Genomic DNA, 20,626 nt, shown 5'->3' with positions numbered 1-20,626 from the left:
CTAAACCATTTTCTCCAGGGTCGAATATTCCATTAGTATTCGTATCATTAAATTTAATGCCACTAATACTACCTCGGTTACTTACATTCCCAATATTAACTGTCAGATTACTTCCCGGAGTTACATTTAAAATTGGGTCGGGAGTAGTTGGAGTAAAACCTGGTGGAGAAATTTCTCGCAAGATATAAGTATTAGGAGGTAAATCTAGGAAAGAATATTCACCATTAATACCAGTAATAGTCGGAGGTTCTCCATCGTCTAAGAATCCATTTTCATTCAAGTCTAAATATAAAGTAATATTTGCTAAACCATTTTCTCCAGGGTCGAATATTCCATTAGTATTCGTATCATTAAATTTAATGCCACTAATACTACCTCGGTTACTCACATTCCCACTATTACCAATATTGATATTTGTGAGATTACTTCCTGGAGTTACATTGACAATTGGGGTGGGGGTAGTTTGGAAAAATCCTGGTTGTTGAATTTCTCTAATTGTATAAGTATTAGGTGGTAAGTTATTGAATAAATAACCGCCGAAATTATTGGTAATATTAGCAGGTTCATTGAAGTCTAAAGAACCATTGTTATTAATATCCAAGTAAATTGTGAAATTAGGTAAACCAAATTCGTTAGGGTCTAACCTACCATTGGCATTAATGTCATTGAATTTTAAGCCACTTATATTACCTGTAGGGTTAAACTGAGATGCTGTTAATGTCCTCATATATTACTCCTTTTACTAGATAAAATGAATATTTTTTAATGTTGGAGATTGAATGTATCAGGAAATATAAAAAAGGAGATAGGGAAGTGGGAGTAGGGAGTAGGGGGGTGGCAAGAATATACAACTATTGGTCACCAGAAAATATTCCTGAAATATTGACTAAAATATAGCTAGTCTTCTGTAAGAATATAGATACCAATACCCTACCAATGGATAATTTATAATTAATGAATCCGGTTTAAAGCCTCTCATAATAGGATAAAAAAAGTGCTAGGAGATTTCCTTAGATTCAATTCCTTTAGGGTTTTAAGCAGAGGTAATTATCCATTATTCATTATCAATTATCAATTAATGAACTTTGCTATTAACCATTAATGTAAATTCATCCCATCGGTTCCAGCATTAATATTTTGTTGAAAAAGACTCTCTCATTTTCCTGGGTAGTTACCAGTCTTTATATTGAGCAAAATATTTTTGTCTGTTAAATCAAGTCCAGAATAATTCTATCTGCAAGTTTTAATTGAAAATTCTGAACTATATTGATAAATCCGGATAGATAATTCAGTTTTATTACTGACGCCTCAACTAACCTTAATAATCAAACAAACTCTAAGGAACTTGTCATAACATTCCGGATTTTTGTGGGTTAATCTGTAGGATATACCGACTTTTATGGTGTAGATATTGTTGTTAATTTTAGAGAATCAAAAACATGGAATAATGTTCCGTGCTTTTGAATCTAGATCTAATCGTGATTAAGGGTTTCTTGGCAACTAAGATTAAGCTTGAATTTGAGTCTGACAAACATCATAGGTCAAACCTTTAGTTTACTCTAGATTATTTGTCAGATGATTTTCTCGCCCTTAGCATTAATATTCTCCTTTCCCTATGGGATAAAATATAGAAATTTACCGAAAAATAAAGGTATAAAGCCTTCTATTTCAAGAGAAAAAAAGTGCTATAGCAACCAGGAATCATATGTGAGAATGGAAGTATTCCTTAAAGGTATAGAATATAGCAGTTATCTTATGATAAGAGATACATTTTTTCCTTCTTTTCTGTTCCCAGTTAAGCGTTAAGAGTTCCCTAAAAATCTCCAATATCTCACAACTAAACCCATATTGCTATAGGATATTTCCTTATATTCAATTCTGTTACGGTTTTAACCAGAGGTAATTATCCATTATCCATTATCCATTAATGAAATCTCATCTATTTTTATTCTACAAAAAAATTTCTTCTTATTTATAGCAATTATTAACTCTGAGTTAGATACAAAATTCTATGTTTTAGGGAACAGAAAACGGGAAACAGGAAACAGGAAACAGGGAAAAGGGAACAGAAAAAAAAGATAAAAAAACTTTACCTTACAAAGGTAAATAAACACTATACTACTGTTTGATTAAGTCTTGAATTCTCTATTCACAATTCAAATTTAACTGCTAAGTAGGTGTAATACCATTTCTCAAAAACTTTTCTATATTTGATTGAAGTAGGGGAGTAGGGGAGTAGGGGAGTGGGGGAAGGTAGGGACGTTGCATAAGGGCGTCCGTACAAACAAGAATAATTAATGCTAAAATTGCTCTTTTATAACAAAAAAGTAATTATCTTAGTTTAATTACTTAATAACCTTTTTATTTTCACTTTTTTGAGAATATTTTTTGCACAACTAGAATAGAACTACTATAGCAATCCGCGCATTGGTTGTGATAATTTTTAGAACAGTTAATTTTGACTGAAAACCTTTGAAATTATGACTCCTGTACGGGGGTTTCGCTGCGCAACATTAAACGCCCCTACCAGCAAAATATTACAACTTAAATAAGATTGTTATATACAGCAGTTTCCGAAGCTATGAGGTACAGTTGTTTTTATTCTTTTCTATTCCTTATTCCCTATTCCTTATTCCCTGTTCCCTGTTCCCTCAAACCTAAAATTTGTACCTCATAACAACGGGAAGCGCTGTATATTAGACATCTCCGATAATCAAAAATCAAATCAATTATCTCTCAGAAATAATCAATTATTTACCCCTAATCCCTACTCCCTACTCCCTCTTTTCCGGAGAGGTATATTGATTACCACAAGAAATTAGGTTGTTTACCAGGAGGATAACTTCTTCTTTCAACCTCTCTTTGATTTGGTATCAACTCCACAGGAATGGGTGGTAAACTATGTTCCTCTAGAGCATTTAAAAAACTCAAAACTTCTGGATCGTTAGGCTTAAGTTTTACTGCTTCTTGGGCAGCTTCTCTAGCTTTTTCATAATTCCCTAAACGATAAAGAGCTTCCCCTTTTCCTATCCAAGCATCAGCAAAATCAGACTTTAATTGAATTGCCTTATCATAAGCAGCGATCGCTTCTTCATAGTCCTGAAAATTTGTTGTTAAAATATTTCCTCTCAGATACCAAACTGCAAAATCATCTGGCTTATATCTAATTACTTGATTAAAAGATATTAATGCCTCGTAAGGTTCATCTAAATAAGCAAATAAAGCTCCTTTATCTCGCCAAGCCAAATAAAAATCTGGTTTAATTTTTACTGTCTTTTTATAAGCATCTATTGCTGCATCATACCTACCTAAAGCAGATAAAACATTTCCCTTAACATACCAAGCTGGATAGAAATTTTCCCTGATTTTTATTGAGGCTTCAAAAGCTACTAATGCTTCTTCAAATCTCTCTAACCGATACAAATGGTTCCCATGATTTGCCCATGCTGCTGCACTAGAAATATCTCCTGTTTCTGGAACTTTTAAATAAGCTTCTATAGAAAAAGCTTCTTTTTGAGTCAGTGGTGGTGGAGGTGAATTTTCCAATTGAAAATTTAATCCCATATTTAACTTATTTGCCAACTCTAAAAAAGTATTAATGGGAATGCCATAACTAAAACCAATACTAACTCTTGCCACTGAATTAGATTCTTCATCATAAATTTTTGTACCTTCAGAAGCTCCATGAATTCCTATCACTCTTCCTTGAGTATCTAAAACAGGTGCGCCACTCAAACCTAACTTAGTAATATTGTTATAAAAAAGTTCATAACCATTAGAAACCGGATCTTTAATAAAAGCTAATTCATAATCTTGATTAATTAATAATCCCGGACTAAATAAACGTTCTCTTTCAGCTAAAGGTAATCTCGACTCAGGCCAACCAGACACAAAAACATGACGGAATTCTGCTTGATAATTATAATCAGCTAAAGTAGCAAGTTGATAATTTTGATTACTCCGAAATTCTAAGACTGCTAAATCAACTCCTGGTAATTTAATAATTCTTTGATAATCAATTTCATATCTTTCTCCATCCTGAGTAATAATTGCATATTCATCTTGAGTTTCCACAACGTGCTTTGCAGTTAAAACATAATAAGTATCTTTTTTCTTAGAGATAATTACTCCGGAAGCGGGATTTATCGCATCAATTAATACTGTAAATTCTGTAGAAATTTGTTTGATTTCATCTGCCATTAAAGCTAGAGCAGCAGGTTGCGTTAAAACAATTACTGTAGGGGTAACAAGTAATAAGGAAGAAGCAAGAAGTAAGGGCTTAATTGGGAGTAAAAAATTTAAGAAACCCCATAAAAAATTTTTAAGTTTCATATTTTTATCTGAATCAAGATAGACATTTACCAATGGATAATTGAAAATTAATCAATTCGCTTTAAAGCCTCTCCTAATAATGAATAATTCATAATTGATAATCAAAGAGTTTTTTAAATCTCTAATTTTCTCTCCCTATTTCTATCTAACTCTAAATATGCTCTAATTATCCATCTTTTATTATCAATTGTTAAAGAGGTAATTATCCATTATCCATTATCGATTATCAATTAATGAAAGTGATTTATTAGTTGCAAAAGACTAAGAAGGAAAAAACGAAGTTGGTAAGACGAAATGTCGTGCATTTTTGCTATATATCTTTGTGACAGGTTGATAAGAAGATGGCAACATAGCATTACTATTTAGAAATGGTATAAGCTCAAATTTATTTTGGTAAGTAAGTATAGCGTTTATCAAATTATTAAGGTACAGTTTTTTCTTCTTTTCTATTTCCACCGAACCCGAATTACTAACCCTACTCCTTCCGACATACTACCTGAAAAAAACGAATTGTATACCTCACGATAGAGATGGTAATTGCTATAGTTTTTTTCATTTAAGTCGTGTAAAAAAACCGGTTGCTTTTAGGCAAAAGGTAAGAGGAAAGAGGCATCAGGTAAGAAGGTTTGCCAAACTTTTTACTGTTAGTAAATAACCAACCCTTGTTTGAAATCTCATTTGAAAATACTGTATAGATAAAATTCAATATAAAATTCTTTTGATAGGGAACACTGGAGCTGGGAATAGGGGTTAAACAATTTCTCTCACCTCACATTTGTCTCTTACTTTTATATTTATTGATGCCTACTTATACAAATTCTCAAAAGTCTTGTTGTAAGCATTCAGCCGTCAGCTATCAGCTATCAGCTAAGGTTTTTATAGGGGTTTTCACGGCTCTGTTGACTTGCATTACTTCTGCCTGAGTGCATAAGTGCCTTCTACCTTTAAGCCAAAATCTCTATATTCTATGAATCATGAAAAGCGGGCTTACTATGAACGACCATATATTCAATTTTTGCTCCTAGCAATAGGGAATATAAAATCTAGATACACAACAGCTTATATTTATTAACTCATTTATTTATTTAAAAGGCTGAGAGCTGAGTGCTAATAGCTGAATGCTTACGTCTTGTTATACTTGGAAGCTGGCAAAAATAACCTTCATAACAATAGAAGTTACTAAATACCGAAAATTCACTCCAACAAATAATATTTAGAAATAGAAAATCCAGGTATAGCAAAATTTTTGGTAATTGGTATTAGTTATCAATCAATAACTATTAAAGCGCTTTTAATTTAAGTAGACCATAAAACTCTTTTGGGAAATATTCTAGTCTCTCCCCTACTGTTTTTTTTGGGGGGTCAATAGTTTTATTGCGTATGGCGCAATAGGAATTTTTACTTACTTATTTCCATCTGAAGGAAAGTTAGTAGTTCTGTTGCGTATAGCGCAATAGGAATTTTTACTTGACTCCATATACTGGTGTTTAGTAAAACTATTAATATGAGTATTATATTTAATTTTAGTAAATAGGAATTTCATACCAAAATCAATCTATATATCCATACTATTGATCTAAAACCTTTTCCTACAACCCTGACAACTCATATAGTAGTCGAAGCAAAGATTAGGAAATTTATAAATCCTGTTTGCGCAGCATGACCTAGGAAAACCCTTTAACAGCCTGCTGTTCCCTATTCCCTATTCCCTAACGGTATAACTAAAATTACCCTCACCTTCTGCTAAACTTTTGACTTACATGATGAAGTAGGCAAAATATCTCGATAAAATTTCCAATTCATTAATTCACTAAAAGCATCAAAAAGTAAATAATTGAAAACTTTACTACTAGCAGTTTTGTCAAGTTTAATAGTTGGTATAGATGCAAATTTCGGAGCTAATTTAGCTAGAGTTTCAATGGGAATAGCAAATGCTAAATGACTCATTTTTTGACGCAAAGTTACAGTTGGTTGGGAACCATCACTATATACATAAGGATCTCCCCATAAAGGATAAGCGTGCATTCCATTAATACCAATTACTTGCCCATAAATATTCAGTAAAGGACCCCCACTCATACCCTTTTTTACGACATTAGTGTAACCAATTTGATAACCCTTTTCTAAGGGGTGGTCAGACAAAATTGAAAGTCTTCCTCTAGTCAATAAAAATTCTGTATCTTGAAGTTTTTCTAAAGCAGGAAACCCGGCAGCAAAAGTTTTATCTCCTGGAGAAAGAGTAGTAGAATTTTCTAGGGATGCAACAGTGTAAGTGGAGTGAGTGCTGCGAAATTCTAATAGAGCTAAATCATTTCCTTGAAAGTCTTGGTTTTCTATTTTATTTGCTTGATACAAAAGACCATCTGGAGTCTGAATAAGATAAGATTTATAGTCAGTATCTAAAACGTGCTGATTAGTAATAACTGTATAAACTTTTCCCTCTCGTTTCAAAATAATTCCTGACCCCCAACCATTTTCCGAAATAATTTTAACGGTGATTGATTTAGCTAAACTTTTAAGCTCTTTAATGGTACAAAAATTATTACATTCGGCACAATTTTGACTTTGTATTTTAGTTACTGAACTTTCCAGTTCAGAAAAATTTTTAGGCAAAATTTCTATTGGCAAATAAAATAACCCACTACCAATATAAGCTGCTAATATTAGCGATCGCAGATTGACAAAATATAGCACTATGCAAATAGGTTAAGAGATTTATAAACGCTCAAACTCACTCTTATAGATTGTTTGTAAACGAAATATAAAAATGAGATAGGGAACAGAGAGGAAGAAATCAACACAACTATTTCTCAGTTCAAAATCTAGGAATATATTTACCTAATATCTCTCTATCTACTAGATTTCAATTCTTTGAAGTATTACCAATTTTGGATTTTAGTAACTATTCCTTCTCTTAATACTTATTTGACAAACAGTCTCTTACTTTTGACTTTTAATTTTTAACTTTTTACTTGCGCGTAGAGCTATATTACTCCATTCACTTGCTTACTAAACTTTCTAAATAATCATTAAAGTTTAAATAGAAACGGGAGCTACTTTCATATAGAGGACCTGTAGTTGCACTAACCCGAATATCAAATAACTTTTGAATTGTTTCGCTAGCATTTTGGTAAGGTTTGAGAGTAAATAATACTCCTTGACAAGGACCACCCTTTTGACCAGAAACACAAACAACAGGTTGACGATTAACAATGCCAGTAGTAATGTAATCTAGTCTCCCATCATCGTAGAATAATTGAAATTTGTTTGATACTTGACGACAACGAGTCATAGGAGTATATCCAGCAGACAAGAAATAATTAGAAACCCAGCGAATAACTGGATAAGTACCTTGTGGTGTTTTGACAAAAGTAGTTGGAATACCATTTTTACCCTGTTCACAATAAAATGTATTAGGTCGAATTACAGGTTTAAATTCTTTAACTACAGACTGTGTTTTATCACAGGAAATTTGATTATCTTGCTCACAATTTTCTACTGTTTGCTGAGGACAACTCTCATCTTCTTTACATATAGTCTCTCCCTGTTTTTGGCATATTTCTGGTTTTACTTCACAAAGTAACTGAGGTTTTGGTCTAGCATAAGCGGGATTATTGATAGTTAAATTAATCCCGAAACATAAGGCAAATGCTAGGATAATTTTTGTGGAAATCTTGATTTTCATAATTACTAAATCTTGAGAGATTTCTATTTCAGGTTGTGTCAAACCAATCATTGATAATTATTCATTACTGATAGTTTTGACAACCTTCATCCAATTAATCAAGATTTTTACTATGATTCCGGAAAAGTATGTAGAGCATTTGTGGAGTTGATGAGATATAAAGTTTTATTGCTCTAGGGAATACAAATTAATATTAAACTGTACTTCACTATTCGTGCAAAGTTATGTAATTCTGACAATTTTTATAATAGTTAATTTGAACTGGAAAGCTTGAAAATTCTGTTCCTTTTTGAGTTTTTTATTTATATGACAGCTATTACAGCAGATTCCGTATGAGTGAGATACGCCTTTCACAGACAAGATGCCTGTGCTACAATGTTTAATATTAAATATTTAATATTTGTACTTCACATACCTTGAATTTGCTGTAAGTATTTCTTTATTGGCAATATCATGCTTGATTTTTAATCTGATCTAAATAAATAATCAAGTTTTTTAATCACTCATTAGTATAAAAATATTTTAAAAAACTCTGTCTATATATAGCGTTTCTCAGACTTATCATAAATACCTATCTTTAATTTATATTCTATTTCCTATTCCCTAAAAAAAACTAATTTTGTACCTCACTAGCTTGGGAAATACTATATATAGCAATCCTCCGCATATTCGTGGCAAAAATCTTACTGCTTTTTACGCAACAGCGGTGCGACCCCGCGTCGGCGACAGACGCAAACGCCAGTTCCTTCAAGTCGGGAGACCCGCCCAACGGACTGGCTTGGGAACGCGCACCAAGAGAGGCAACAGGCAAGAGGCAACAGGTAAGAGTTTCAAGTTTTTTATCTACTTTTTGATTTGTCGCGACCTATTTAGGATTGCTATAGCTTATTTATTAAGTCAATCCTTTTTTTATTTAATGTATATTTGATACCAAATCCGGTTATTAAAAGTACCTTTTTCAAAATTCTCTCTAACCATCTCCCCATCTCCCCAAAAGGGTACTCTATAAACCGGATTTAGTATGAGGTAGCTAAATTGATCAAAATTCAATCAAAGCTGAATGCTGAGTGCTGAATGCTGAATGCTATATATCAATCATTTTTATATTTTTTTTTCCAGTCAATCCCCAACCTTTTAAGGTAATCCCAACCTCGTTGAGGCCAGACATGCTCCCGACCAGTTTTCTTAGCTATCCAACGAGCTACTTTTGGACCAGACCATGCCCCACCATCAGGAGCAGGCCCTTGTAAAGCCACCGATAGTTCCTGTTGTTGCTCAGGAGTCAATAAAGATTTGGCAGGTGGTGGTTGACGATCCTTGCTACGATTCCTGACAGAAGCTGGGCCTTCTCGGTTGTAGCGCCCAACAATTTCCTTAGCATAATCATAGTTAAGTCCAACAACTTGAGCAGCCTTTTTAATAGACCATTGTTGGGCAATCAAGAGCAGGAGATGCCACCGACGGGATTCGATAGTGTCTGGAGCTTGTCGGTAGCGAATTTTCAGTTCTTCTATGGTCAGATATTGTTTCAAACGAGCTTTTGGTGGCATAGCTCCTACCAGGAAATCATGGGAATTTCCTAGTTTCTCAATCTATTTGTGCCATTTTCCGGATAAAATATAAATTTTTATCTAAAAAATTACCATGAGGAAAATTATTTGATTTCAACTGAAAGCTTAATATAGCAATCAGGAATGATTTTGATAGATATTTAAGAACAATGAAGTCGCTCAAAATCCTTTTATATTCTGTACGTCGCCAATCCGACAGTTCCCCTACCTGACTTCTGACTTCTGAGTCCTAATTACTACTAAAATCTCACAACTAAAATATAATTGCTATATTTATCAGCTTTTTAGCATCTTTATCCTGTATCCTCATCTGGTCTAATATCAAGCCTCATTAATTAGCCATAATAAAAATTATATAGCTGTGGATAGAAAATATTTTTTAGGTGCGGAATGCTGCCCAAATAAATTTTCCATTGTTGCCGAAAAATTAAGGTATAAAGCCTCTCCATTCATGGAGAAAAAAGCGGTCGTTTGCGGAGCATTCCGTTAGGATGGGATGCTGAGGAAACCTAGCCATATCCAATCGACCAAGAGAAGAAAAAAAAATCCTTGAGCGCCAATACTTATATGACAGAATAGGTAATAATTAATAATTAATAATTAATTGTTGAACTACTCCCTATTCCCTAATTTTTTTCTTGCAGGCATTCTCAAGAGACAGAATATAAAGCTTAATTATTAAAGATGTAATAACTTCATTAATGAATAATGGAGATTGGATAATAAAAACTCTCTCTAATTATCAATTATCAATTGATAGGAGAGACTTTAAACCTTTGGCGATTAATTAGGGTTTGCTGATTAATTATCGCGCGCATTTATAGATAAAGATAAGTGCCTTATTGGATCTGGAAAAAGTACCTGGTTTTCAGCTCTATTATGCTCAAAATGCTAACTTTTTCAGCTAACGCGAGGCAGAAAAATCACTCTTACTATTCTTCTGACTACCTCCTCTATAACTCCCCTAACTCCTAACTCTTATACCAAATTCAAAAAAAAGAGTTACAGTAAAATGATTAAAAAAGTCTGAGTAAATTTGCTGTAGATGTAGAGGGTAAAAATCAAATTATCCCTTGGAAAAAAACATATTTTTATAGTTATAAAACTATTTTTAGTCAATCATGGAACAGTTTTACCCTCAGAAAAAACGAATATTATAAATTCTTACCTCCTGACTCCTGTACGGGCAATTTCCTTCGGAATGCTACGCCAACGCGAATCGCCCCTACGACTCCTGACTCCTAAGAACAGAGCCACTGTAGCAATATTATGAAATTGGTATTAACTACTCCCTACCTCAACAAAAAGACTTTTTCAGCAAACCCTAATTATCAATTATCAATTATCCATTATCCATTGGTAAGATTTATGGTATAATGCAGCTTGCGATAATTCCTGTATATTTCCGGGAAACCATAAAAAGCAATAATCTCCGGTTAAATCTATATTTTTAACGGTGAAAGTGTCAAAATCTAATAGTTGAATTTTAGGAATGACGGTATAGGCATGGCATCCATTAGCGAGCTACATCAACAACTAATCAGTAAAGAACGCTCTGCTGTAGAAATTACCCAAGAAGCTCTGGAACGCATCAACCAGTTGGAGCCGAAGTTGAAAAGCTTTATCTGTGTTACGGCAGAAAAGGCCATCGAACAGGCCCGTCAGGTGGATGCCAAAATTGCTACAGGAGAGGAAATTGGACAACTAGCAGGGATTCCGATCGCTGTTAAGGATAATATGTGTACCCAAGGTATCCCTACTACTTGTGGTTCTAAGATTCTAGAAAATTTTATTCCGCCTTATGAATCTACGGTGACTCAAAAACTTGTGAATGCTGGGGCAGTAATTTTAGGGAAGACTAATCTAGATGAGTTTGCGATGGGCAGTTCAACGGAAAATTCTGCCTATCAAGTCACGGCTAACCCCTGGGATGTGGAAAGAGTCCCTGGAGGATCTTCTGGAGGTTCGGCCGCAGCAGTAGCATCTGAAGAATGTGTAGTGGCATTAGGGTCAGATACAGGTGGGTCAATTCGTCAACCAGCATCTTTTTGTGGAGTGGTGGGAATGAAGCCTACTTATGGTTTGGTTTCTCGCTATGGGTTAGTAGCTTATGCTTCTTCTTTGGATCAAATAGGTCCTTTTAGTAGAACTGTGGAAGATTCTGCCATTTTGTTGCAGGCGATCGCTGGTTATGACCCGAAAGATTCTACCAGTCTGAATGTTTCTATCCCAGATTACACGAAAAATCTGAGACCTAATTTAAGACCTAAAGGGCAAATTAGAATTGGTCTAATTCAAGAGACTTTTGGTGAAGGTTTAGACTCATCTGTTCTACAAGCTTTCACTAAAGCAGTGGAAAAACTTCAAGAGTTGGGAGCAGAAATTCAGGTAGTTTCTTGTCCTAGATTTCGTTACGGTTTACCTACTTATTATGTTATTGCTCCATCGGAAGCTTCGGCAAATTTAGCCCGCTATGATGGAGTCAAATATGGTTTCCGTACTCCTCAGTCGGAAAACCTCTTGAATATGTATGCCAAGACTCGCGCTGAAGGTTTTGGTTCAGAAGTTAAGCGCCGAATTATGATTGGTACTTATGCTTTATCGGCTGGATATTATGATGCTTATTATCTGAAAGCTCAAAAAGTTCGGACTTTAATTAAGGAGGATTTTGATAAAGCTTTTGCTCAAGTAGATATTTTGGCTTGCCCCACTTCTCCAACTACAGCATTTAAGGTGGGGGAAAAAACTGATGACCCTCTGAGTATGTATTTGTCTGACTTAATGACTATTCCAGTTAATTTGGCTGGTTTACCTGCTTTAAGTTTACCCTGTGGCTTCGATCAACAAGGATTACCAATTGGTATGCAATTGATTGGTAATGTTTTGAAAGAAGGTTTACTTTTTGAAGTTGCTCATGTTTATGAACAATCTAATGATTGGTATAAACGTCAACCTCGACTTGAGAAAGTTAGTTTTTAGTTTTTAGTTTTTATGGATGAGGCGTTAGGTGTTGATAAACTGTATCGGTTAAAAGACATCAGGAATGAGTATTTATTATCTACACAAGTTAAATTGCCGAAACTCTATATTATCTGAGTTCTTGCAAAAAAATTCTAGACTTTATTGAATTCTCATTCCTAAACCTCATCCACCTTGAGACTTATAGTTTTCATCTGAAAATAGAAAAAACTACAATCCTTGAATTGTCAGCTTTTCTGAACATTTTCCCCAAACTAAGGTTTTCAAACTAGACAAAATTTAATTAGTGGTGTGAAACAACTAAAATTTGGCAATAGTAGGGGCGGGTTTTAGTTAACTTATTCTTGCTCAACATTTAATCAGATGAACCTACCCCACCTCAACAATACTAATGCACAAAATTAGTTTTGTCGGTCTAGTAGATTGGCGTTAAAATTTATTTTTATGTCAAATTAAGAGACAGAAAGGAGGAAAGAAAATATTTATGATAACTTGAATTTTTTTACATAAAGAAATCTAGGAAAAAACAGGGTTTAGGGGTTCGGTGTTTGTAACTCTTGACTCATTAAGCGGACACTATCTAATTATAAATTTTTCTTATGTGGCAATCTTATCTTTTTTCTGTTGTGAAGTGGCTTTTAATTGTTGGAATAGTTTCGGTTATAGGTTATGTTGCTATCTGTATATTTCTAGTTTTAGTGCAACAGCAATTCATATTTTTCCCTAGTTCAGTTATAGAAATAACACCAGAAAATATAAACCTCTCGTATCAAGATGTTTGGTTATCTGCCTTTCAGAAAAAAGGCAAGTTAGAAAGAATACATGGGTGGTGGATACCTGCTAATTCTTACAAGTCAGATTTTCCAAATGTGGTGTTATTTTTTCATGGTAATGGAGTCAATATAGGGGCAAATGTTGAACAAGCTTATAAATTTCATAAATTAGGTTTTGATGTCTTATTAATAGATTACCGAGGTTATGGGCGTAGTACAGGGAATTTTCCTAGTGAAGCACAGATTTATCAAGATATAGAAATTGTCTGGAATTATTTAGTTAATCAACGCCAGATTAATCCACAAAATATATTGGTTTACGGTCATTCTTTAGGGGGAGCTATTGCTATTGAATTAGCTACAAGACACCCACAAATGGCAGGATTAATCATTCAAAGTTCTTTTACTTCTATGCAAAATATGGTCAATTATGAGGGTGGAATTTATAAATTTTTTCCCATAAAACTACTACTACATCAAAAATTTGACTCTATTTCCAAACTAAGGCAATTAGATATACCAATTTGCTTAGTTCATGGAGCAGAGGATATGTCAGTTCCTGCCTATATGAGTGAACAATTATTTGCAGTTACTCCTGCTGAAATTAAAGATTTATATATAGTTCCTGGTGCAGATCACAATAATGTTGCAGGGATTGCTGGTGATGAGTATTTACATAGAATTAATAAGTTTGTTAATCAATTAAAAAATCATACCCTCTATAGCAATCCTTTTTAAGTTATAATATTTTCCTGGCAGCTAGTAGTCAGGAGTTAGGAGTCAGAATTTTCAAGCTTTTTAGCTCAGATTAAATATTAGTAAAGTTGTTACTCAACTATTAAAGTATAAACCCTCTCCATTCATGGAGAAAAAAATCCTTTTAGCGAATCCTTTTCTTTATAATAAGAAGTAATTATTAATTATTAATTATTGAAGGTTTTCATTGAGGTAATTATTAATTATTAATTATCCATAAAATATGTAAGCATTCCGCAGGAAATGCTTACTAAAATATTTAGTTTTTTATGCACAATTTCAGTACAAATTCCATATTCTTAATATTAACTTTATAAATGTGCTATAAATCTACTATGGACAAAAGGTAGTGTTGACAAACAAATAATCTTGTGATAGAAACGATAAGCTGTATAAAGCTGTTATTCAAGATAAAATAGTAAACAAATCAACAAGCAATAAATTAGGAGACAATGCCTAAAATGAGTCTATTAAATAAGGTATTTGAAGTTTATAATGCACATCGAGTTGCATTCTCACAACCTGAAGCAATAGCTGCTATTGCAGTATCTGCCATTGCTTCAGATGGTTATCTTTTAGAACAAGAAACAGAACGAGTTATAGTGCTTTTGTCTCAAATGGAAATTTTTAAAGGCTATTCAGAAAAACAGATTACAAATATGCTCAATAGGATGTTAAATACACTTAGCGAAAAAGGAATTAATAATTTAGTAGCTATAGCCAATGATTCACTACATCCAGAGTATAAAGAAACAGCTTTTATGTTAGCTACTGACATAATTTTAGTAGATGGGGTTTTATCTGGAAAAGAACAAGTGTTTTTAACTCGTTTGTGTCAGGTCTTGGAAGTCTCTACAGAAACAGCTTCAAAAATTTTTCGAGCAAAATCAGAAATCCATCAGGTTACTAAAAAGAAGTCTAAAAAGTATAGAATTAATCAAAATTATGAAAAGTAGATTCAATTTAGTTTCATCAGAAAATTATCAACATAGACATATTCAGCAATGGATAATTGATAATTAATCAATTCGGCTTTATTGCCTTCTATTTCAAGAGAAAAAAATCAGATTTCCTTATATTCAATCCGATGGTTTTAACCAGAGGTAATTATCCATTACTCATTATCCATTATCAATTAATGAACATGACTTTCAATCATTTGATTAATATCAATTACCATGCATTAATACTATGCTTAGGTCACACTTCAATTATTAAATAATTAAAACTTGCTCTTTAATCTTTTTGATAATTATTAGCCAGGATAGCCTTAATTCTTCTTATATTTACTTCTCCCCCACTCCCCACTCTCCTACTCCCCCACTCTCCTACTCTCCTACTCTGAAAATAGATAAAGTCTTTGATAAATGAATGGTATCAGCTATTTAGAGGCAATAATTTTTTCGTAAGCTTGAATAGTTTGTGTGGCGATCGCCTGCCAACTATAACTATTTTTAGCTAACTCTTTAGCATTCAAACCCCGGCGTTTCCTTTCTGCCTCATTCTGCAAAGCTGACTTAATTAAAGTAGCCATATCTTCTATTTTACAACCACCAACCCAACCTGCTTCTGCACTTGCAACATCCTGACAAATATGAACCTGATCAGAAATAACTACTGGGGTTCCTGCCACCATTGCTTCTGCAACTGCAATGCCAAAATTTTCATAATAAGAAGGTAATACAAATATGTCAGCAATTTGTAATAAACTTGTCTTTATTTCCCCTGTAACAAAACCCGTTATTGTTGTAAATTTAGCAAGAGGTGAAGCCTTTATTTGTGAGTGAATTTTTGCCTCATAATTAGGGTCTTGAGGATTTGCACCTGCTAAGATAAATTGAAAATCTATCCCTTCTGCCAATAACTTTTCTAAAGCAGGTAATAATAAATCTAATCCTTTTTTTGGTTCAATGCGAGACATAAACAAAATTATGGGATGTTTAATTTCTATTCCTTGAGATTGGAGATAATTAACTAAATTTTCATCCTGAATATTCTCTGGAGGATTAACACCTAAAGGAATTACTAAATCTTTTGTTGATAAACCAAATCTTTCGGAAATTTTCGCCTCTTGTGTAGTTGTAAAATGAAGTGCAGCAGCATGAGCAATATTCCGCTTTTCTAACAGAGAAACATAAACTTTTTTGAGTTGTTTTTTCTTGCGTAAATCAGCGGGATCTAAAGTTCCTAAAGGTCTTAAAATATAGGGTAAATATGAGCTTCTAGCAACAGTTGCAGCTATAGAAGTGACTGGTGAAAAAAGAGCATGAATATGAGCCAAATCAAATTCAGCAGCGTGTTGATTTAACCATTGTAATAGTTGTAGAGAAAACTTATAACGACGGAATGGAGAACAACGAAAATAACGAATTTGATAACCATTTTGTGTAACAGGTCTATCAAGAGGAACATCTAAAGGTGGCTGACCAATATCCCCATTAGAATCTGTAGTGAGAATAGTAACATCTATATTTTGAGCAGCAAGGGCAGTAGAAAGTCCTAGAACCATTTGACTCGGACCGCCATAAACAAGAGAAATAGATGGTACTATTTGTAATATTCGCATAACTTTATTTAACTATATTTGACACTCTACAGTATAAATCTGTATTGATTCTTTAAGTTGTCTAATATTAATTGATTTAATCCTAAAGTTCTCTTAATTATGAGAGCTACAATTTGCTGTCAACATTTGATAAATGTTGTCAAGCCTTAAAAAAAACCAAATTTGGTTTTTTTTATGGGTAGACCAGAGTAGGGACGTTCCATGGAACGTCCCTACAAGATTTTGATTGTGATGTGAGGTCATCTATCTGAAAAGTGCTGTAAGCATGAGGCTTTAGACACAAATTTTAGATAAAAACCTTAATTATAACACTACGCAAATAAGGCGCCGATATTTATAAATGCTCACTTAGTCAGGGATTTACTTCTGTACCTCGCCAATACAACAGCTTCCCTATTTGACTTCTGCATTGGGTTTAGCCCTAATTTGTCTCTCCGTAATCCTGACCTGATGTTCGTTTATTTACTTTTATTGCAAGTATGACTAAATATTTTTGTAATTAGAAAGAAAACATTAAAATTCCAAATATTCTATATACCTTAAAAAATATAATTTGTCAAGTATTTTGAGTAGCAAATTTTCATAAAATAACCAACCTAGAGAACAAAGCCACTCAGGTATGTAACAAAAATTAAACATTAAGTCTCTTCATCAAAAATTCATAAATTTCTTGGTAATCTTTACCGATTCTTCATAAACAACAGGAAAGAAGGAAGTATATTACTCATATATAAGACTAATAAAAAATCTCACAAACACTCGTATAATTACGGATTAGCTATAGTAACTAAAGTATAAATTAGAACATTAGTTAATAATTATTGCTGTAGATTACTCATCTTTTTCTTCTGTTTACTCCTGATGAATTATGTTTTAAACTTTGCTTCACTTGCTATATATAGTTTGTTTTACGAGTTTTGAAGTTAGTTAGTCTTCTTGTTCGAAAAAATTGCTATAAACCCTAACAACTTAGGGGAAAGATAAAAAAGATAAATAATTCACAAACTACTTACTCACCGTGTAAATACAAAGAGTGAGTGGGAAGATTTAAAAAACTTTAGTTGAGGTGCAAAATTAAATATGAATAAGGTTGATTTCACAGTTGCCATCCCTACCTACAATGGGGAAACTCGTTTACCAGACTTACTAGACAGATTAAAATCACAAATAAACACTGAGGACTTCTCATGGGAAGTAATCATAGTTGATAACAACAGCACAGATATGACTGCTAAAGTAGTAGAAAATTATCAAGCTGAATGGTCTAAATTAATTTCACTGAAATATATTTTTGCACCCAAACAAGGTGTAGAATTTGCCAGACAAAAAGCCGTTGAAAAAGCAAGAGGAGAACTTATTGGTTTTCTAGATGACGATAATTTACCTGATTCTGAATGGGTTGCTCAAGCTTATTCTTTTGGTCAAAAAAATCCTCAAGTTGGTGCTTTTGGTAGTCAGATACATGGAGAATTTTTTGAACAAAATTCCGAGTCAAAACTTCCAGAAAACTTGAAAGAAATAGCTTGTTTTTTAGCAATTGTAGAACGAGGAAATAAACCACGTCTATATGACTCCAAATATAAGATATTACCTCCTAGTGCTGGAGTAGTAGTTCGTAAACAAGTCTGGCAACAAGCATTTCCAAAAACGTTATGCTTGAATAACACAGATAAAGCAGCACAATTACCTAGTGAAAATTTAGAAGTGCTGAGAAATATTCAGCAAACAGGCTGGGAAATTTGGTATAATCCAGCCATGGTGGTTTATCATAAAATTGCTAACTCCCAACTAAAAAGAGATTACCTACTAAACCTAATCCGCTGTGTAGGTTTAAGTAGACATCACCAGAAAAAGATGACTCTTAAAAGTTGGCAGAAATCTTTAGCTTTTCCAGATTACATTGGTAATGACTTTCGGAGATTAGCCCTTCATTCAATTAAAAATGGTGAGTCAATAAAAGCTGACGCTATTACTAATTACCAGACAGAATTTTTGTGGAAAACTATCAAAAGTCCTTTCTTATTCTGGTACAAACAAAGAAAGGCTAAAACAAAAGTACCGAGTTATCAAGCATTCCCTGAAGATGAATATTTGTTAGAACAAATTGCCACAGCTTTTGAAGAAAAAAACTTCATTCTTCATGCCCAAAATATATTGCCTATTGGTGACGAAGATTTAAACAGGAAACATTTAGAAATTCTGCTGCGAATTCAAAATAAAACAGGAAATATAATGTTACCTGGAAAATTTATACCTACTGCAGAACGTTATAATTTGATGAGAACTATCGATCAATGGGTAATTAGCAATTTATTTACTCAACTTTCTCAGGCAGCTCAAAGGAATAGTAATTGTGTATATGAAATTAATCTCAGTGCTGCTAGTGTTAATGATGAAAATTTCATCAAATTTTTGCATCAGCAGTTTAATATCTACGAAATTTTACCAGAGACAATTAGTTTAGGAATTCATGAGAATATTGCTATTGCTAACTTGAAAGAAGTGGCAAAGCTAATTAGTGTTTTCAAAGAAATGGGTTGTCAGTTTACTTTAGACCATGTTGGTCGTGCCAACTTAATGCCTGAGTATCTCAAACAACTACCTATAGATTATCTGAAAATTGATGGTAAATTAGTCAAGGGACTTACTAATAACCAGGACAATCTCAGAGGGATAGAACAAATCCATAATCTAGGTTCTAAGCTTGGTTTTCAGACCATTGCAGAAGCTGTGGAAAATATGAGAATAATTGAGTTTATTAAGGGGTTAGGAATAAATTATGCTCAAGGTTATGGTATAGATTATCCTCAACCATTGATATTGGCTGGAAATCCAATAAAAATGGATAATTATAACTTTAATACAGTCAATTCTCAGATTATACAAGCAGCAGTGGCGTAATTTTTCTGAGTTCAAAAATCTCTCTGTTCAAACTGACTTTAACATTAGAAGAAAAATAAATTTTTGCTGGGAAAAATATTATATCTCCTTCAACATTTGTCATTGCCAGTAACTGTAAAGTAATCTTTTAAATCTTTGAGATTATTTACTTTTACTAGCAATGATATAATTTTCAGAGAGTTAATCTATGAGCAAATCAAACAAAAGAGAATAGGTAGGGACGTTATATGCAACCTTTTTAGGGGCAGACAAGAATAGATAACTATTCGCTACAAAAAAATAGTCTTTCATTAATGGATAATTGATAATTGATAATTGATAATTACCTCTCCCTTTTAGGGAGAGGATTGACAAATAAGGAAAATATTTATTTCTCTTGGTCGATTGGATATGGCGTTCGCGTAGCGTCCCGGAGGGAAAGGAAACCCGAAGAATGCAGAGCCGCGAACGCTTTATATGTCGCGTAGCGTTAACGAAGTTGTGCGCCAGCTAAACGCCATCCCATCCTGACGGAATGCTTCGCAAACGACCGCTTTTTCCCCTTGAAAGGGGAGGCTTAAAGGCGTGAATTATCTAATTATTTAATTGTTTAATTATTAATTATTTCGGTAAATATTGACTAAAATATAGTTAGTACCCCTATGTGGAAGTCAAAAGTTAAAAGTAAAAATTAAAAAGTATTGATGTTAGTAGACCGACACAGCTAATTTTTAATTTTGTGCATTAGGGCGGGTTCATTTTATCTTAGGTTGAGCATTGAACTTTAGGCTAGAACCCGTCCCTACCATTGCAGCATTTTAGGTGTGTCACCTTACTCAGCAAATATAGCAGTCGAAGCAAAGCTTAGGACATTTATAAAATCTGAAACCCTTTGATAGTCTCCTGTTCCCTGTTCCCTGTTCCCTATTCCCTATTCCCTAGCGCTATACCTAAGCATTCAGCCATTAGCTATTAGCTGTCAGCTATTAACTTATATCATGTCCGGTAGCATCGGTATTGCAAGTGAGAAGTTCATTAATTGATAATTGATAATGGATAATTGATAATTACCTCTGGTTAAAAC

General features: G+C 33.5%; 10 protein-coding genes. 4 read left to right on the top strand and 6 right to left on the bottom strand.

Features of this window, described 5'->3' with window-relative positions:
• From ACP6PK_RS10530 to ACP6PK_RS10510, 5 genes are all read right to left on the bottom strand, one after another.
• Window positions 1-727, bottom strand: a 727-nt coding sequence (locus ACP6PK_RS10530; RefSeq protein WP_426559562.1) for an SdrD B-like domain-containing protein, incomplete at its 3' end; no start/stop codon positions are given.
• Between the two features lie 2,078 nt (window positions 728-2,805).
• The gene (locus ACP6PK_RS10525; protein ID WP_426559561.1) at window positions 2,806-4,332 is read right to left on the bottom strand and encodes a tetratricopeptide repeat-containing S1 family peptidase; all 1,527 of its coding nucleotides are present in this window, start codon (window positions 4,330-4,332) and stop codon (window positions 2,806-2,808) included.
• A gap of 1,743 nt (window positions 4,333-6,075) precedes the next feature.
• On the bottom strand, window positions 6,076-7,026 hold the full coding sequence (locus tag ACP6PK_RS10520; protein WP_246844482.1) for a S1 family peptidase: 951 nt from the start codon (window positions 7,024-7,026) through the stop codon (window positions 6,076-6,078).
• A 304-nt stretch (window positions 7,027-7,330) separates the two neighbouring features.
• A complete protein-coding gene (locus tag ACP6PK_RS10515; protein ID WP_094676540.1) occupies window positions 7,331-8,068 on the bottom strand; it encodes a COP23 domain-containing protein in 738 nt (245 codons plus the stop codon).
• Window positions 8,069-9,108: 1,040 nt separating this feature from the next.
• Window positions 9,109-9,567: a helix-turn-helix domain-containing protein gene (locus ACP6PK_RS10510; protein ID WP_426559560.1), complete on the bottom strand. Its 459-nt coding sequence runs from the start codon at window positions 9,565-9,567 to the stop codon at window positions 9,109-9,111.
• A 1,527-nt stretch (window positions 9,568-11,094) separates the two neighbouring features.
• Between ACP6PK_RS10510 and gatA the strand changes: the two genes are divergently transcribed.
• From gatA to ACP6PK_RS10495, 3 genes are all read left to right on the top strand, one after another.
• Window positions 11,095-12,567 carry an Asp-tRNA(Asn)/Glu-tRNA(Gln) amidotransferase subunit GatA gene (gatA, locus tag ACP6PK_RS10505; RefSeq protein ID WP_426559559.1) on the top strand — a complete coding sequence of 491 codons (1,473 nt, stop codon included), beginning with the start codon at window positions 11,095-11,097 and terminating at the stop codon, window positions 12,565-12,567.
• A 599-nt stretch (window positions 12,568-13,166) separates the two neighbouring features.
• Window positions 13,167-14,078 carry an alpha/beta hydrolase gene (locus tag ACP6PK_RS10500; RefSeq protein WP_426559558.1) on the top strand — a complete coding sequence of 304 codons (912 nt, stop codon included), beginning with the start codon at window positions 13,167-13,169 and terminating at the stop codon, window positions 14,076-14,078.
• A 479-nt stretch (window positions 14,079-14,557) separates the two neighbouring features.
• Window positions 14,558-15,052, top strand: coding sequence for a tellurite resistance TerB family protein (locus ACP6PK_RS10495; RefSeq protein WP_426559557.1), 495 nt, complete (start codon window positions 14,558-14,560; stop codon window positions 15,050-15,052).
• 425 nt (window positions 15,053-15,477) lie between these two features.
• On the opposite strand, the gene hpsP is transcribed toward ACP6PK_RS10495, so the two are convergent.
• Window positions 15,478-16,662, bottom strand: a complete 1,185-nt coding sequence (gene hpsP / locus ACP6PK_RS10490; protein WP_426559556.1) for a hormogonium polysaccharide biosynthesis glycosyltransferase HpsP — start codon at window positions 16,660-16,662, stop codon at window positions 15,478-15,480.
• A gap of 1,080 nt (window positions 16,663-17,742) precedes the next feature.
• On the opposite strand from hpsP, the gene hpsE reads away from it, so the two are divergent.
• Window positions 17,743-19,563 carry a hormogonium polysaccharide biosynthesis glycosyltransferase HpsE gene (gene hpsE, locus ACP6PK_RS10485; RefSeq protein WP_426559555.1) on the top strand — a complete coding sequence of 607 codons (1,821 nt, stop codon included), beginning with the start codon at window positions 17,743-17,745 and terminating at the stop codon, window positions 19,561-19,563.
• The last annotated feature ends 1,063 nt before the right edge of the window (window positions 19,564-20,626 follow it).

Origin of the sequence: Dapis hubbardiae BLCC-M172 (assembly GCF_050016015.1) — a bacterium.
Classification (GTDB): domain Bacteria; phylum Cyanobacteriota; class Cyanobacteriia; order Cyanobacteriales; family Microcoleaceae; genus Trichodesmium.
Note: the sequence above shows the minus strand (reverse complement) of the source record. Positions and strands in the feature narration are given on the sequence as shown.